Source organism: Persicobacter diffluens, from assembly GCF_036244895.1.
Taxonomy (GTDB): domain Bacteria; phylum Bacteroidota; class Bacteroidia; order Cytophagales; family Cyclobacteriaceae; genus Persicobacter; species Persicobacter diffluens.
The window spans coordinates 266,677-284,342 of record NZ_BQKE01000005.1; the positions used below are offsets into that span (position 1 = coordinate 266,677).

Genomic DNA, 17,666 nt, shown 5'->3' on the forward strand with positions numbered 1-17,666 from the left:
CGATTTACCCCCTCAGCCAACATTATTCCGAATTAATCACCGTCAAATTTAAGGTCCCAACTCCAGGCGTTTAGCCTCGGTCTATTGGTGGTATTTTTTCTTGAATTATTATTAGCCCAAATTGGGCTAGCTTGCTTGGTCCTCCTTCAACAGCCAGGTGGGAAAAAAACGAAATAAGAAAAATTACTTCGCTTTTTCCCAAATGCAGCTAAAAGCGGCTATTAGCATGAATAATCCGGCTTAGTCCGTAAACTCCCTTTCCCTCTTGTAATAAGGGAATGGGGCTGTCAAATTTTGATAGCCCCGACCTGAAAAAAGGAAGCCATAATCAATCAGGGCTGTTCGCCACAACCGGTTTTTATTCCACAGCAATATCGCAGCGATAGGCTGTTTCTCCGTCCGTTACAATGATGAATCCCTTCGAGGCAGGAGCATTTGCCTGCACAATAATTTGGGCTCTTCCCTGGAACAAGCGAAAATCACCATCCAGAAAGCTGCCATCGATGAAGGGAGAAGCGTTTCCTACAGCCAACACCTTAACTCCCTGAGCTTTGGTGATTTTCAATGGCCTATCAGAAAAATGTAAGGTACCGTGGGCATCCCTTAAGCTCAATTGAATATAACCTACTTCCTTCCGGGTACTGTTAAGTGTTTTGAACTCCGCATCGAATTTCAAAGTAGCCTTTTCATCAGGGCTTGATAAGGCCTTCCGTGCGATTTCTACCTCATTTTGGTAAGCCACAGCCTCCAACTTTCCCTTTTGGTAAGGCAATTGAAAAGTAGCCGTCTGGGAACTATTCCCGTCAATATCTTTAAAAGCAATCCGTTCCCCATTTAAATAAAGCCCCACCGCGGCCGCCTGCGCATAAACATTAACAGTGACGGTATCGCCTTCCACTCCACTCCAAAGCGGCAATTCCTTGGGCCAGCCCCAGCGTGATATCTGCTCAAACTGTCCTTCCGGCACCAGTTGGTGAACCATCACTTCTATCGGACTTTCCTGCCAAAGCACCTGACGATAACGGCCCTGAGGTTTGAGGTCTCCGATCAAATCAATATCACCACAAAAGGCATTGTACCAGGGCCATGGACGCGGATGACCAATTTCAATAGAATCCTTCACATATTTTGAAATTCCAATACCCGATTCCCCAATATAATCCATGCTTGTCCATACAAAATCCCCCACCACATATGGCAACTGCTCTACTTTTTTCCAATAGTCAAAGCTTTGGTTGGGGAAAGATTCACTTCCATAAATGATGCGCTGAGGATATTTCTCATGGTCGGATTCGTAACGGTCAGGCTCATAATTGTATCCCGCCACGTCGGTATGCTCGAAGGTAGCCGGCGTATGCTCTTCCCAGTTCAAATCGGGGTTATCCCAAAAACTACAAACTCCCTGAGTGATGAATCTTGAGGAATCGAGCGCATGAATTTTATCATAAAGTTGCTGGGCTGTCTGAATACCCGAAGGACGGGAACGTTCCGGGATTTCATTTCCATAGCTCCACATGATGATACTCGGGTGGTTGCGATCGCGCAGGAGCATGGCTTCGATATCTTTTTCCCAGTTGTCTGCGAAAAATTGGTGGTAGTCATTTTTTCTTTTTGGATGATTCCAGGCATCAAAGGCTTCATCTATGACCAATACGCCTAATTCATCACAGGCATTTAATAGGTGCGTGGAAGGTGGATTATGGCTGGTACGAATAGCGTTGAAACCAAAGTTTTTATGCAGGGCAATTTTTCGATATTCTGCTTCTTTATGGGCCGCAGCGCCTAATAAACCATTGTCGTGATGAATACAGCCCCCTTTTAATAATACACTTTTCCCATTGAGCAAAAAGCCCTGATCGGCTGAAAATTCAATGGACCTGATCCCGGTTCTGGTGTTGTATTGATGAACCTTCCCTTCTTTATCGATCAATTCAATGGAAAGGGTATACAGAAAAGGATGCTCAATATCCCACAACTGTGGTTGATCCACGGTCAGGTCCAGCTGGTGCTTGCCTGGTTGATTTACCTTGATGGTTTGTTCCGCAACCACCTTTTGATCCGGACTCCATAACTGAATGCGGGCTTTTAATTTTTTTGACTTTTGTTTTTTCCCCGCAATCTCAAAATCCACCTGTACTTTTGCCTGATCGGTGGTCACTTCGGAAGTGCGAACAAAAAAGTTAAAGGGGTTCACATAGTTTCTGGGCAAAACATACAGATGAACATCTCTGTAAATCCCCAGTCCGGCGTACCAGCGGGAAGCCGACTCCTGATTACTGGCTTTTACATAAAGCGTATTTTCTCCTTGTACCAAATATTGGCTTAGGTCGATGTTGACAGGGGTATATCCGCCGGTGTTTTCCGCCACTTTTTGGCCATTGATATAAATCTCGGACTGGGAATGAATACCGTCGAAATTTAGGAAAACCGCCTTATCTTTCTGCTCCCACTGGAAGGCTTTTTTATACCAAACTGTTCCGGGGGGGAAATAACCCACATCTCCGGCATCCCCAAAATTCTCCTGATAGGGTGCCTTTAGCTGAGCAGGTAATGGATTCTGCTGCCCCAATAGGGACTGATCTTCCTTATCAATCAGGTTGGCATCATGGGGTAAGTGCACTGAAACCCACTCCCCCGATAAGGCAGAAACATTATGGATATTGATTGTATCGGATATATAAAAAAACCAGCCGGCATTAAAATTTTGCTTATAAGTGCTGACACTATCCGCACTAACAGGATTGGAAATGAGCTGTCCTATGAGCAATATCAAGAGGACAAGAAGGTGTTTTTTCTTACTCACGATGGTAAAATATTTTTAGTCTAAAAAATAAAAATTGGCTGTCATCAGAGGCAGGTACCTCCAATGACAGGGCCAATATTTTTGCAATCTGCAATACATCTATTGGGGCGGCGATAAATTTGCAGGTCTATGACCACCCCAAAAAGCGCTATCATTATTTTAATCGGCTTGCATCGATTCCATATTAATGTGCGCCCAAAATATGGTGCTTAAAATTCAATGATCTTTTAAGCTCCTAAAACAACAGTGGAAATGCGGTAAACGATACTGCGACCCTGATCATCGGTCACTTCAAAAGCCACAGGGGCGGAGAAATCCACCTCTGTTTCTCCATTCACGAAAGGTCGAGACTGACCATTCTCTTCGGTGAATTTGATGGTGGAACCTTCATTAACCGTTTCTAAGGTCAATTTTAATTGGCTGATATCCGTGCCATTCAATACGGAAAAGCTTGCTGTTTTCTCCATATAGTTGAACGTTAATTCAGGTGCGGGCATCAGGTTCTCCACTTTGCCGCTCTTTAAACCAGGGCCAAGGTCAAGTACCACATTGAATATCTGCTCATTTTGTCCATCTTCCGAAACCACTCTATAAAATACCGGATTCTCAAAATCCAGATAGTTCACTTTGGTATCCCCGGAAACTGTAACCGCATCATTGCGATCATAAATCACGGCATAAGGGGTAGATTCAAACAAAGCAGTGTATTCCATCTTTCCCTGCTCATCCGGCATATAAGCCAAAGGCAAACTTATCGTGTTGGTGGTATAATCAATAACGGCTTCCTCCCCTGTTTCACTAATGGAGTAAGTCAGCATTTTGGCTTCTGTTTCAATCTCGCTTTGGTTGATCACCACTTTCATCAATTTCTCCTCACCTCTTGGAGATACAATTCTATATTCCAATGACCGGCCATAGTTATTTCTGGTTCTGCGAGAGATCTGCTCGGTTTCTCCCACAAAAACTTTAGAATAAGGCGCTACGTCAAAAGTGGCGATCACAGAACTCAGGTCTACCCCGCCCGGTAGGTCAAAGATTAATTCATTTTCCTCTATTTCAGCTTCAAAAACCCCATAATTATCTCCCAGTCTATTAATGGAAAAGGAAAAAAAGCTATTGTAGTAATTTCCCTGATCTTTAACGCGAACAAAAATAGAGGTGGTATCCTGCTGCAGTTCCGTTCCCCGGCTGCCCACACTTGAGCCCACTATATGTACCTGGTAAAGGCCGGGGACATCATATACATATTTATAATCCGTCTCTCCCTGAGAAGGGCTCAGGCTGAATCCATTATATTTTCTTACATCACCGGTTTCCAGGAAACTCAAATAATTGTGTGAAATGAAGTCTTTGGAATCCAGCACACTGTCACCGGGCCAAATGGCTACTTTTTCTGCATGACCCGAAAATTTGAAATGGACTTCTTCCCCAATATTGGTTTCGAGCAATCCACCGTCCGAGACTTCATTTACCTTCTCTCCAATTTCATCCAGGGTAAAGCCCTGAAGAGAAACTTCCGGTGTAAAGGCGACCTGTTCCTGCTGACAAGCAAAAGTAAAGGCCACACTGACACCTGCTAAAATTGATTTGATTGATCTCATTTTTTCACCATTAAAAAATAATAAATAGGTCGCTTATTGCTTGATAAATCTTTTGATGATTACCCCTGAAAGGGTCGATACTTCCAGTAGATAAATCCCTTGTGGAAGATGGGCAATATCTATGGTTGCTGCATTGCCCTGAAGGGCACCATGAGCGATGGACTGGCCATTCATTCCAATGATACTGTATTGATTCACCTGCACCAACGACTGAATATTGATACTTGTCGTCGCTGGATTTGGGAAAATGTTGAGTTGCACAGCCTCCCCGATTGAAGTAACCTGCTCAGGTGCTTCTTCATCCGTTAAAGTCATATTGGCAAGTAGCTTCGTGTTGATTCCGGCATCCTCCGTGCCTTCCTCCCACATTAACCATTGCGAATGATCTTTTATATGAAGGCCGAAACCAAACTCATCCCCGGCAGTCGCCGTTCTTGGCCCTCCGATAGAAGACCATTTAAAAGAAGCTTCCAATACATAATGGTCATCAACATCCACCAGCTCATGTCTGGCCGAGCCATTATTATATTGCTCCTCATAATTTTTGGTTAATCGGTTAAAGTCAAAGAAGAAATCCTTACTGCCATAATTTCCCAGTTTCTCATTCTTGGTGTCTATAAAAACATGTACAGCATCCTGATCAGTGGCCACTTGCGTTTTGGTCACTTTTGCCAGTAGGTAGAGGTAATTTCTATCCCACATCAATGAGTAATAGGCCTGGGTATTCCCTTCCCCCTGCACTAACTTATATCGTGGTTGCAAATTCCAGATCTCATCTATCTGACCATCGATTTCCGGCTTTCCACCATCGACATCCGGATGTACCAGGGTTTCAACATATTTTTTAGTCTGGTAGGTAAAAGTTGCAGGGGAAGAAGTATTTCCTGCTACATCGTATGCTATTACTTCGATTTCATAACTGCTTTCCTCTTCCAAATCAGAAAAAGTAATGTATGGACTGAACACCTCCTGTTGTGCCTCCCCGTTCAATTTCAATTGGTAGCCTTCCACACCTGTATTATCTGATGCCGGCGTAAATTTCAATTGAATACTGCTATGGGTTGTTACCTCCTGGCTCACTTCCACTGCGGAAGGTGCCTCGGTATCTGCAGCAAACTGCGCTCCGAAAACCGTCACATAGTCCAGGAACATGGGCGTTCCGTCGGTTTCAAGCTGTAAGCTATGTGTTCCCGCCGTAAGGCCGGTTTTCATATAAACCACCCCAAAGTCCCCTTTCACATTGGTCGCATTTTGGTTCACCACAATGGTTTCTTCCAGCCCGTCGATTGATACTTTTAGTTCCTCACTCTGTGGATTCACGGCCATACTGATTGCAATAGCATCTCCCTCAAAAGTCAGGGAAACCGAAGCTTCTGTCCCTGAGGTGGTGGTCAGGTCCCCATTATAAGCGGACTCCTCCTGCATCTTCATCCATCCCTCAGAATAATCGAATAGATGAGTGCCCGATCCTTCGGTATGATCATTAATTTTCAATCCCCTGGAAAGGGTAGTAAATTGGGCCGACACTTTGGATGATTCCTGCTCAAATTCACTCAAGGCACTCACCTCCATGGTGTAAGCCGTGGCAGGATCAAGATCCTGCAGCCAAATATTGGTGGAGGTAGTTTTTGCCACCTGAATACCATTTACATAAACATTAAATCCTTTACTATAGCCATTGTCTTCCCACTCAAAATATGCCCCATTGTCCATCACGATTTCGGTGGATAAATTGGTCACCGGAACGGCAGGATCGATCTCCTCCTCGGTCACCAACACCACTGAAAAGGAGGGCAGCGTAATTTGATGGTCATTGCCGATACTTACCGCTTCCGGATTATTACGCTGACCACTTTGAGTGGAAGCGTCCATTCTACTGGCCAATACACCACCATTTGTAGCCAGCAAACTGTTAGCATTCGTTACCACATATTCGTCATGGCTTCTATTGAAAATCAATACACTTCTCTTTCCTCCTTCACGGGTCACGGCCATCGCCTCAATATCGGCATTGGAAGTGCTTACCTCCGCCATATCTCCCACTAAATAGCGGCCACCCCAAAGGTATAGCTGCCCCGGAGCAGACAAAGCATTATCATTCAGCATCAGTCCGTAGGCACCGTCTTTGGCATTCCAACACATGGCACCATCCACGCCATTTTCCGCCAAACGCTTAATAATGGTGGAGAACCAAACGGCTCCAACATTATTATGGTGACGCTTTTCATAAGGATTCCAAACCCACTGCACGTTAAACTCATCCAGGAAATATTCTAAATGATAAAGCCCTTTACTCTCCGCATATGACCGAAGCCTGTTTACCGCTGAGGTAATATCTTCTACGGTTCTGAAAATCTCTAAATCCCTTTGTTCTTCGGTAGTATTATCCTCCTGTGGGCCGCGACCGTAATTGTGCCAGCTGAAGAAGTCCAGGTCCTGCCCAATGCGATCAAGGGTTGGCTGATACCACTCATGATTCGGCCAGGTAAGGGCCGGGCCACCTACTTTGGGCGTATAATCCAAATCCATGGTGGCAAATTCTGCTTTAAATCGACGGCAAATTTCACCGGTCAAATCGATAATTTCATGCTTTTGATCCGTGCCCTGATAGTAATTTTCATTTTCATTAAAGAACTCATAATAATCAATCCGGAAGCCCAGCTCCTTCATGATATGAGGTAATTGCAAGAAATACTGAATCAATTTTTCATGATTCTCCGGTGCCACATATTTGGACTGAGGAGAGATAAAATCCGGCCAGTCGGAGAAATTAAGCAACACTTTTGTGCCCGCTGGATAACCTTTAGTGGCATTCTCCATACAGGTTTTGATGTGATCCTTTCTCCATTGTTTGGTATTACTATCGGACCAGGTTCCGATCATCCCCTGCTTATGAATCCGAATAATACCGGGATTAACACGTTTCAGATATTCATTATACTCAGGATCTGCCTTGGTAAAGTTATCCACCTTAAAATCATTCACCCCCCAGTGATGGTTGGTGATCTCCCCTATAGAGGAATCCCAATCGATCGTCACTGCTACTTCACTTGTTTGCTGTGCCCGAACATGGTGCGGGGAGGCAGCAAAACATAAGCTGAAAAAGCATAAAAGTATGGCAACAAACTTATTATCTCTTATCATGATGTATTAAAAAAATGTAATTCGCATTAAGTAGTTTTCTTGCGTAGTATTGTCTCGATATGCAAACAGGTTTTGGAAACCTATGCCCCAAAATTGGGACATAGGTAAATTCAAACTATGTGGAGTGTTTATTTTACAATTTTTACCACAGACTCCCCGCCTTCGGCAATGATTTTAACAATCAAAATCCCGGAAGGGAAACCTGCCGTAACGATGCGCACATCATCAGAAAGGGCCTCTACCTGCTCCAGCATACGACCGTCCAAAGTATAAATACATACCTTCTGCAGGTCTTTGCATTCAACGTTCAGGACATCCGTTACCGGTGAAGGGTAATAGCGTAATCCTTCCAATTGATCACCACTTGAAGCCACAACATCTTCGTAGGTGAACTCAACGGCATCCCCAAAGTCAAAACCTAATCGGTTAAGGGCAATCATATAGGTCTGCGCAGGATCAAAAGCGATGCGTGACTCTACTAAATAAGTCACACCATCGTCTGCTGTAGTGGCAGACTTCAGCGTGATAGGACTTGCATTTCCTTTCTGAGTCAACACAAAATGATCAGTCGTCAGATCCAATACTGCTGGAGATAGGGTCACTTCAACCACCTTATCGTTAAGCGCCTGAGCTGATACTGCTACTTCCTCTTTTGGTGCTTCCGCTAATATCAGGGTACCGAAGGCTTTGGTGTTTTGCCAGGCCACATCGTGATTACGATCCATATTCCAAACAACTTTACGGGTACGCTCATTATTGTTGATGTCGATATCCGCATCGGTTACAGAAAGCTCAAAACCAAAGGAAGTCCCTACCTCTACCGGAACATTCAGCTCTGAAAATGGAATACTATACTCTGCGGTGTAACCCGTGCCATCCGTTTTTTCCTTAAATGCATAGTTTGCCGTCAAGCCATTATTACTGATTTTCTCCCCTGCGTGATCACCATTCTCACGGTTAATACCTAACTGGTGCACGTCCGTGGTATAGGAACCATCCTCAGGGTCATTGGTCAAATCCGTATTGAAATACATTTCGATACCGTCATACTTATAACCATCACTAGCGCCATCAGGTAATGAGCTATTAGAATCGTCGGTGACATCTATAAAAACATGTAAATCCGTTGCAGAATAAAAGACTTTATAAGTAGCGCTGATATTCTCCGGCGTTGGTGCATCTTTATAATCATCATTCCAGTAAACCAAACGATCCAATTCAGTAGCTGTAATTTCTGCCCATACCGCTTCATCCGCAATACCGTCAACCGTGATGACCGCCTCTGGGCGAGCTTCAACCTCCATTTCACGTGCATCCAAAACCAATTTGGTGTCACGATTACCTACACGAAGATTATCAATACTAAAAGAACCGCTGATCGGCTGGCCACCATTTACAAAGGCAATCTTCGTAATATTGCTCAGGTCTGCATCGCCCGCAACTACCTGGAATTCAATGGTAGAATCCATATCATGTAAAACGATCTCCTGACTGGTCGCAGCAACACCATCGGCATCATAGACCATCGCCTTAATAGTAGCCTCTGCGTTCAGGGAAGGCCTTAAATCAAAAACGAAATCAGGGGTAAGCGCTAAATCCAGGTTAATCGGCTCTTCCAACATGGTAGAGAAAAGTTCTGCATCCGCAGCCAAATCAGTAAAGCTGGCCATCAAATAACCATTATCCTGTACCAAATTAACATCAGCTCCAGCTACTGTAGTTTGGTTGACATCAGACAAACGACCTGGCTCAGAAAAGGCATTTTCATAATAGCTCTCTCCAACAAAAGAGGTAGCCTCGATGATTTTTCCTACTTTTAAGTCAGAAATGGTGATGGTACCAAAGGAATTTATCACACTCCAATCACCGGGATAGGAACGGTTAATCAGATTGATTGACTTTACCTTCGTCAGGTCACATCCTTGTTTTACATTTCCGTTTGCGTAGCTATTGTGAAGGTAGTCCTGGCCAGCGATCGCATCATCATTAATATTGATTTCTGCTTCCCATGCATCTGTTTTGGTGCCATTGCCATCAACATCAACCAACTGCCACACTACTACATTTCTTCCGTCAACCGCTTGTCCATCAGCCCGCGTAAATACTGTTGATTGAAAAGTAGAAAATACTTCAGCGGCATTGGATACATCAATCGTATTGGCAAATTCAATGGTCACAATATTCTGATATGATTCACGGCCATTGAGTTCAATAACTAGTTCCCCATCTGCCTGTGAGGCGGTAACGGCACCATGAGTGGTTACGGTGTGGGTGGTGCCATTCAAATCAGTCCCGTTAAAAGGGTTGTGGAAGTAACTCCAGGTTAAAGTGGGTTCATCAGTTGTATTGGCTAAAGTCACATGATACATTTGACTGATGAGCATTACAACCAATAATAAAAAACTTTTTAGTTTTACGTTTTTCATGTTAGGTGAAATTAACTGTTAAAAAAATTTGGGTCATAAGACTGTTGCTCAGGGCAACAAAAAAAGTGTAGCAATAGCCCCCAAAAAGTGTTGAGGGCTATCTTGCCTGGCTGAATGCCTTATTTTTTGATCAACTTACATACTGATAACTGCCCCGATGGGGAAGCCAACTTCAACAAGTATAATCCATTACTCAAAAAGGCCACATCCACTTTGGTAGGACCATTTTCTACTATGGTCACCTTGTTTACTAGCTCGCCGGACAAACGGGTGATGGTCAATACAGATCCAACTTCGGCAGAGATGGAAACAAAATCCTCTGCCGGGTTAGGATAAATATCTAATTTACTAACCTTTTCTACGGAAGTAGGGATATCCTCTTCACCGGTTCTGGCAATGTCATATCCACCTAATGGTAGCGCTTCCTGTGTATCAGCGAAGCGAATCTCAATGGCGCTTTCATCATCAAATGGGAAGTTACCGTCGATTTCTATCTTCGTCATATCATCCTCGCCCTGATCATCCATTCCCCAGAAAACCTCTGCCTCCATTTTCCATGGATCGTTTTCATCCTCAATATTCCAAACTTCAATTTGATCCGTTAATTCAACGAAAGCCTCCGAAAGGTCAACTTTAATCAAAGCGTCCGTCATTTCGGTCACTTCATAAGAAACGGCTTTATTCTTTCTACAAATACAGTTGTCATACCTTTCAGGGTTGTCTTGGGTGAAACCTGCAGCACCACCATCTGTACGTACTTTCAAGTCTGACATCTCATGGTAACCCCATGGAAAACGTGAAGAAGTGTAGACTGCTGCCCAAGTTAATTGTGCCGCATCAACATTGGGTTCCTCACCAACTGGTTTAAGTGGATTCCATTGTCCGCCCAAATTATCCAGTCCTAATTCACTTACCAATTCAGTCCAATGAAAAGTTTCATCCCAACCATCGGCCGGCGCTGCCCCTCCTCTTAAAGCGGTAGTCAGTGCAATATAATCCTCTTTGGTCGGTACGTGCCAGCCATCCGGGCAAATTCCCTGGGGACGCAATGCATAAAATGGTTGATCTTTACTCATTTGCATGGTTACATCGCGATTATATAGCAAGCCTCTTCCTTCGTCCACATAGGCCTGGCTTTGCTCCGTACCATTCCATGGCATGCGATAGTCGATATCTTCCCCCTGTGCGTTTTTACGCACAATCAAAAACTCGGTCATCCACCAATAACCGTCCGGCATCAATTTAACCTCATAAACATTCCCTTCGATATCTTCCAACTCACCTGTATCCCCCACATTCTGTCCCAAAGCCATCCCGCTAAAAGCCAGAACAAACAGTGAAAAAAGTAAACTCCTTTTCATAGTTCTTATTGAATTTAATTTGATAAAATATTAAAAAGTGAAGCTTCCCTTTTACACTCACCAAAGGGAAGCTATAAATTTAATTTGCACTATTAGGTCGCATATACTTATTGTTATTCAATTCGCTTTGTGGAATCGGGAACAAAAAGTTTCCATCAAATGCAGGGTCGATGATCACGTCATCCGCCTGTGCTCTTGGAAAGCCTTCTTTGCGCAAGTCAAGTAATACGCCTGCGGCATCCCAACGGATGATATCGAAGTAACGGGCACTTTCACAGGCCAACTCCACCATTCGCTCGTGTTGTACGGCGGCAATCGGGTTGTCTCTGTAAATGGACAGCACCGCTTTTGGCAAACGGCCCTCTGCTGCAAAATAAGGCAGCTCAGTATTCCCCCAGTCCGCTTGTCCCGGATCCTCGATAGCATCCAATTGGTGATTGGCACGATCGCGCACCTGATCAATATAGGTAAAAGCGTCTCCTCCTAAGTAGGCTTCACATTCTGCCAACAGCAATAAAACGTCGGCATATCTCATATAGCGATAGTTGATATCACTACCGGTGGTGTTGTTTGGATCTATACCATCTTTTAACCAAAAATTATAGTCATATCCATACTTTCTCCATCCATAAAAACGGTAATCATCATACTCTTTTCCCCAAATGGTGGACACCGGATTATTTTCCTTATTTGGCCAGGGGCTATCTTCATAACTCAACACCCGATCCTTGAGGGTTCCAAACTCATAATCATTAAAATAAGCGCCACCGGGAATCCACATGGTGTAGTAGCATCGGTAATCGATGATCTCTTCTCCGAAACGCTCGTACTCGTTATAAATTCGGGCAGAAGGCGATTCATTCCACCACATTAAGCCTACGCCATCACACATGGTGGAGCTTTTTGCCAGAAAATTAGTCTCAGAGGCGCCGGCATTGTCCTGATCGATTTCCCATATTTTTTGACCGTAATCCGCAAAACCAACCTCAAAAATGGACTCTTCATTATACTCGGTCGCGCTTCTGAAATTATCCAGATAATTATAAGTTAAGGCATAAGCCCCCACTTGCTGGTTGTACACCTTGAACAATTCCGCCTTCGCCTTATTGATCAGCTCGGGATCATTGTTTTTGCGCATTTGAGCATAATATAAATAGACTTTACCCAGTAATGCCGTAGCCGCTCCAAGGTTGGCCCTTCCCCTGTCATCCGCTGCCCAGGTCAAATTGGTAAAATCCACTTCCTCAAACAATTCCTGCGCATTGGTCAGATCTTCAATCATCATATTCCATACATTGTCCTCATGCTCAAATGGTGGATTAAGCACCGATTTAGAGTCCCTGCACTCCGGTACGATTTCGCCATAAAGCATCACCACATTCAGGTAATACATCGCACGCAGGAAATAGGCCTCACCTGCAAGGCGCTTCCGCAGTTTTTCGTTTACATTCTCATTATCTTTCACATAATCCAGGGCCACATTGGCTCTGAAAATACCATTAAAGCTGTCTCTCCAGATCATCTCCCCTACTTTACCCGAGGCATTATTGGTATAGGAAGCGGCTGCCATTCCATCCTCCTCCATTTTTGGGGTATTTTTCGTCACTCTTGACTCATCACTACGGCTTTGGGTAGCCAACACCAATAAGCGGGCATATAAGCCATTTTTTTGAAGAGAAGAATAGGCGGCATTGGTTATAACAGTAGCATTCTGATCGCCACCGTTTAAAAAATCCGAGCCGGCTTCATCACGTGGTGGCCGATCCAGGAAGTCCTCTGAACAAGCAGCCAAAAGGCCGAATAAAAGCACAAAGGCGAAAAAATTATATCGTTTCATTCTGTTTCAAGTTTTCGATTAAAGAGATCTTTAGAAGCCCAATTCAAAGCCCAGGGCCACTGTTCTGGCCAAAGGATATTGTGCATTATTGATTCCTCGAGACAACATATCGCTAGCATAAATCTCAGGATCCATACCGCTGAAATTGGTCAGGGTAAAAGCATTCTGAACCGTTGCATAAATTCTACATTTGTCTATCTGAACGCGGTCCAGCCATTTGGAAGGAAGCGTGTAACCCAGAGAAACATTTTGAAGTCTCAGGTAGGAACCGTCCTCAATAAATCGGTCAGAGGCCAAATCATAATTATCGGTATGCTGATCCGTAAATCGTGGCATAGTGTTCGAAGGATTATCCGGCGTCCAGGCATTTAACACATCCACCGACTGGTTAAAAGACTTAGACAGGGTTTCGGTGTGATAGCGGTTGTGGTTAAAAATTTTATTCCCATACACTCCGTAGAAGAATAAACTCAAATCCCATCCCTTATATCCGAAATTAGCGGTCAGGCTACCAGTGAAATCCGGCATTGGCGATCCAATATAGGTTCTGTCTTCTGCATCGATTTTACCGTCTCCATTCAAATCTTTAAAGCGGATATCACCAGGGCTTTTGCCTACCGGGATATCGGTATCTTCAACCTGATAAATACCATCGGTCACATAACCGTAGAATTCTCCGATATTTCGACCTACCTCGGTGCGCGTCAATCCATCTCTGTAATATTGGGTCTGCCCACCTACCAGGAAGGGTTCACCACCTAATGAAGTTACCTTAGTGCGTTCGAATGTCAACGCAGTGGTTAAGCTATAGGTGAAATCTCCCTCAAATTTATTGTAAGTACCGCTGATCTCCAGACCGGTATTTTTCAAAGCACCGGCATTGGTAATAATGACCGAACGGTGTTCGGATCCCATACCGGATGAACTTGGAATACGGGTGGCCAAAATCATCCCATCACTCAAATTGTGGAAATAATCCACTGTAAATTCAAATTTGCTTCTCAGAATGGAAAGGTCCATTCCCACACCGGTGTTGGTACTGGTTTCCCAGGTTAGATCCTCATCAATAATACTACCGATGGTGACCCCTGTAACCAACTCTCCATTGATGATGTAATTGGCAGAATTCAACAAGGTCAACTGGTTGTTCCCCATAGCGCCAACGCGGCGACCAATGCGACCCCAACCGGAACGAAGCTTTAATAAATCTACCCAATCATAGCTATCCATGAAAGATTCATCACTTACCCTCCAACCGAAAGAGAAAGAAGGATAGCTGTTCCATCGTTTTCCTTTTTGGAAATTAGAGGTTCCGTCACTTCGGAAGTTGGCCGTGAACAAATATTTTCCCTGATAATCGTACATCACACGCCCCAAAACCGAACGTAGGGCATTCTCAATATAATATCCTCCCACGTTCATGCTCGCATCATCCAATCGCCCTTTCAGAGAATATGGATCATCTACAGCGAAACGATCTGCAAAGGCATCCAGTGCCCGGGTTCGATTATCTTCCTGGGTGAAGCCTACCAAAGCAGAGAAGTTGTGATTTTCCCATGTTCTGGCGTAGCTTCCGGTAAACTCCAATTGTTGGTTAAAAACGCGTTTGGAATCATGGTTAGCACGAGTGGTCGGTAAACTAGGACCGGTAGTCCCTTCCTGACGGGCATATTCTTTCACAAATACATCCGTATTTTGCAACATCAGATTATAGTTACCTCTAAACTTCAGGCCTTCCATCGGCTCAATTTCCATATATGCTGAACCCGTCAACCAATCTTCTTTATGGTCAACATTTCGTCCTTCAATAGAGGCAATCGGATTCGGGTTGTTACTGTTATCCAGCTCGGTATTACCCGCCCAACGATCATGACGGCCTGTGCTATTGGGGTTATATACTTCCAATAATGGAGATTGGCGTAAAGCCGTTTCTAGACGTGAGCTATTGTCCCCTCTGTTGATGAATCTGGCATTCAGGTTTTCTCCAACGGTAAAAATGCCTTTTTTGTATTCATTATTTAACTGTACTGAAGTCTGAGAAAAGCCGGAACCTTTTTGAATACCGTTATTATCACGGTGGTCAAAGCTAAAATAATGGTTCCCATGCTCAGAGGCACTACTCACCGATGCATTATAGGTAGAGAAGGAACCCATTCCATATAATTCATCCAGCCAGCTGGTATTCCGGTAATAATTATCCGGATCGTTTTGCGCCAAATCCACGCGCTGAGGGCGTGTGATGCTGGATCCGTTTGGATAAACTTTATCCACCGCTGAGTTGGTGTTCCAGTAGGTAATAAATTCATCCGCATTCAAAAGGTTCAACGGTTTGGCTACGCTTTGCACCCCCTGAACGGTTTTAAAGCTTACCTTTACATCGCCTTTTTTTCCTCGCTTGGTCGTCACAATAATCACCCCGTTGGCTCCACGGGAACCGTAAATGGCACAGGAAGCCGCATCTTTAAGAATCTGAATCGAGGAAATATCCTCCGGCGAAGGTGCCGGCGCATTGATGACCCCATCTACTACATACAATGGAGAGGAACCATTAATCGAGCCCGTACCGCGAATCCGTACATCGGCCGCTCCACCTGGCGCTCCACTTTGGATGACCGTCACCCCGGCAGTTTTACCCTGAAGGGCCTGCTCAAAGCTCGTCACCGGTATTTTGGCCACTTCTTCTGTTTCCACTATGGCAATGGCCGAGGTAAGGTCTTCCTTTTTCGCTGCGCCATAACCTACCACTACCACCTCATCGATCATTACCACATCCGGCTTAAGCTGCACCTCTATTACTGAACGGCCAGCCACTGCCTCAGTAATGGATTGATACCCTACGAAGGAGTATTGCACCTTGGCCGCCTCACTTACTTTCAACTCATAATTACCATTAAAATCAGTAACCGTTCCATTAACAGTGCCCACCTCTATTACAGAAACTCCGGGAAGTCCGACAGCGGTTTCATCCAATACCTGCCCGGTAATGGTGACTTGGGCCATTGCGGCTGTTGAAAGAAAAAACAGCGCAATACAAAAATTGAGTATTTTAAATTGCATGGAGAAAAAAATTACATTTTGGAGTTTTTATAAATAGATATTTTGAAATATTCACTTTGAAAAAGTTTCTATAACAGCCTGTCTACAGGTTAATATCATTCATCCTTAATTTGCAGCGCTACTTAAAGTCACTAACATTACCGAATGCCCGGGAATAGAAAAGCGGTGCTTTCCTTTCAATTTTTTGGGTGCATATTGATTGGCCACCAAGGTCTCCACTGTTTTGATTTCTTTTTTGGAGAGTTCCTGGAAGGCCAGAGGCAGTTCATTGGCCGATTTATTCATCAAAAGTAATGCGCGCTGGCCATTTTTTTGCTGGAAACCGACTACTTCCAGCGCCTCATGATCCGTTTGGAAGGGCGTCATTTGTCCTATCAGATAATCCTTTGCCCAATCATATAAATAATACGGGGTACGTGGGGTATTATCCTGGCTTAATAGGCCATAGGAATCTCCTTTGAAATGCCACACGCAGGCGCCGGTAACGCCTTGCTGTGCCACTTTAGTGACCACCAAAGCCTGAAAGAGTGCGCCAATATTATTCCCATGTCGCTCATCCACCGGGGTCCAGGTCCACTGAATATTGAACTCAGAAAGGAAGGTTTCAACTTCTATATTTCGCTTGGCTAATTCCCCTTTTACAAATGCGGCACTATTGGCAATGACATCCACCGATCGGTTGACCACTACGCTATCGCTGTATTTTTCAGGTGCCGGAGGAGAGCCGTAGTTATGCCAGGTCAGGAAATCCATCTGATCATGAACGCGATCAAGAAAACTGTTCACCCACTTCGGTGCCGGATGGGTAAGCGCCGGCCCCCCTACTTTTGCGAGTGGATCTACCTTTTTCACTACCTTGGCCATGTTCAGGTAAAGGTCCCAAAGGTCATTGAGGCGATCATGTTTTTCATATTCATCCTCTTTTTCATTGGTTAACTCCCAGTACTTTACTTTAAGACCTACTTCATCGCGCATTACGCGTACCAGATCCGCTAAAATTTGTAAATATTCCGCCTCATAAGCCGGATTTAACATTCCCCCTTTATCCATATAAGCAGGCCAGCCACAAAGGTTGAACAATAAATCGGCCTTTTTATACACTTCCGCATTTCCGAAAGTGGTTTTCATTTTTTCGACTTTCCAGCTTTTCTTTTCCGAATCAAAAAGATTCTTTACCATTTCAGCATGGTGAATACGAATTAAGGCCGGCGACAAGGCATTAAAATACTGATTATAGCCCTTGTCGGCAGTGCCACTACCATCATCCGGTGCAGAAACTTTTTCATCATTGATCCCCCAATGGTAGGCGGTCACTTCAAAATTAGGCTTATTCCAATCCACATACACATTGGTTTGGGCATAACCAGCCAGGGCCATGCAAAGCATGCTGACCAAAAATATTAAATTTTTCATATCAAAAAAGTAAAGGTAAGTTAT

At 44.2% G+C, this 17,666-nt stretch carries 8 protein-coding genes; all 8 read right to left on the reverse strand.

Annotation, left to right across the window (positions count from 1 at the left end):
- Nucleotides 1–358: 358 nt before the first annotated feature.
- The 8 genes from AAA970_RS24280 to AAA970_RS24315 all read right to left on the reverse strand — a co-directional run bounded on the left by AAA970_RS24280 (nucleotide 359) and on the right by AAA970_RS24315 (nucleotide 17,642).
- The gene (locus AAA970_RS24280) at nucleotides 359–2,803 is read right to left on the reverse strand and encodes a glycoside hydrolase family 2 TIM barrel-domain containing protein (RefSeq protein ID WP_338239491.1); all 2,445 of its coding nucleotides are present in this window, start codon (nucleotides 2,801–2,803) and stop codon (nucleotides 359–361) included.
- 227 nt (nucleotides 2,804–3,030) lie between these two features.
- Entirely contained in the window at nucleotides 3,031–4,404 is a 1,374-nt protein-coding gene (locus AAA970_RS24285) for a DUF5018 domain-containing protein (RefSeq protein WP_338239492.1), read from the reverse strand.
- A 33-nt stretch (nucleotides 4,405–4,437) separates the two neighbouring features.
- On the reverse strand, nucleotides 4,438–7,548 hold the full coding sequence (locus AAA970_RS24290; RefSeq protein WP_338239493.1) for a sugar-binding protein: 3,111 nt from the start codon (nucleotides 7,546–7,548) through the stop codon (nucleotides 4,438–4,440).
- Between the two features lie 128 nt (nucleotides 7,549–7,676).
- Nucleotides 7,677–9,974 (reverse strand): sugar-binding protein, encoded by a 2,298-nt coding sequence (locus AAA970_RS24295; RefSeq protein ID WP_338239494.1) that lies wholly within the window; start codon nucleotides 9,972–9,974, stop codon nucleotides 7,677–7,679.
- Nucleotides 9,975–10,093: 119 nt separating this feature from the next.
- Nucleotides 10,094–11,335 carry an FISUMP domain-containing protein gene (locus AAA970_RS24300; protein WP_338239495.1) on the reverse strand — a complete coding sequence of 414 codons (1,242 nt, stop codon included), beginning with the start codon at nucleotides 11,333–11,335 and terminating at the stop codon, nucleotides 10,094–10,096.
- Between the two features lie 79 nt (nucleotides 11,336–11,414).
- Nucleotides 11,415–13,172 (reverse strand): RagB/SusD family nutrient uptake outer membrane protein, encoded by a 1,758-nt coding sequence (locus AAA970_RS24305; protein WP_338239496.1) that lies wholly within the window; start codon nucleotides 13,170–13,172, stop codon nucleotides 11,415–11,417.
- 30 nt (nucleotides 13,173–13,202) lie between these two features.
- On the reverse strand, nucleotides 13,203–16,229 hold the full coding sequence (locus AAA970_RS24310; protein WP_338239497.1) for a SusC/RagA family TonB-linked outer membrane protein: 3,027 nt from the start codon (nucleotides 16,227–16,229) through the stop codon (nucleotides 13,203–13,205).
- Between the two features lie 105 nt (nucleotides 16,230–16,334).
- Nucleotides 16,335–17,642, reverse strand: a complete 1,308-nt coding sequence (locus AAA970_RS24315) for a GH39 family glycosyl hydrolase (RefSeq protein ID WP_338239498.1) — start codon at nucleotides 17,640–17,642, stop codon at nucleotides 16,335–16,337.
- Between the last annotated feature and the right edge of the window lie 24 nt (nucleotides 17,643–17,666).

Excerpts from the sequence above, each read along its gene's own strand:
- AAA970_RS24285 (WP_338239492.1), bottom strand. The coding sequence starts at position 4,404 with ATGAGATCAATCAAATCAATTTTAGCAGGTGTCAGTGTGGCCTTTACT.
- AAA970_RS24290 (WP_338239493.1), bottom strand. The coding sequence starts at position 7,548 with ATGATAAGAGATAATAAGTTTGTTGCCATACTTTTATGCTTTTTCAGC.
- AAA970_RS24295 (WP_338239494.1), bottom strand. The coding sequence starts at position 9,974 with ATGAAAAACGTAAAACTAAAAAGTTTTTTATTATTGGTTGTAATGCTC.
- AAA970_RS24300 (WP_338239495.1), bottom strand. The coding sequence starts at position 11,335 with ATGAAAAGGAGTTTACTTTTTTCACTGTTTGTTCTGGCTTTTAGCGGG.
- AAA970_RS24305 (WP_338239496.1), bottom strand. The coding sequence starts at position 13,172 with ATGAAACGATATAATTTTTTCGCCTTTGTGCTTTTATTCGGCCTTTTG.
- AAA970_RS24310 (WP_338239497.1), bottom strand. The coding sequence starts at position 16,229 with ATGCAATTTAAAATACTCAATTTTTGTATTGCGCTGTTTTTTCTTTCA.
- AAA970_RS24315 (WP_338239498.1), bottom strand. The coding sequence starts at position 17,642 with ATGAAAAATTTAATATTTTTGGTCAGCATGCTTTGCATGGCCCTGGCT.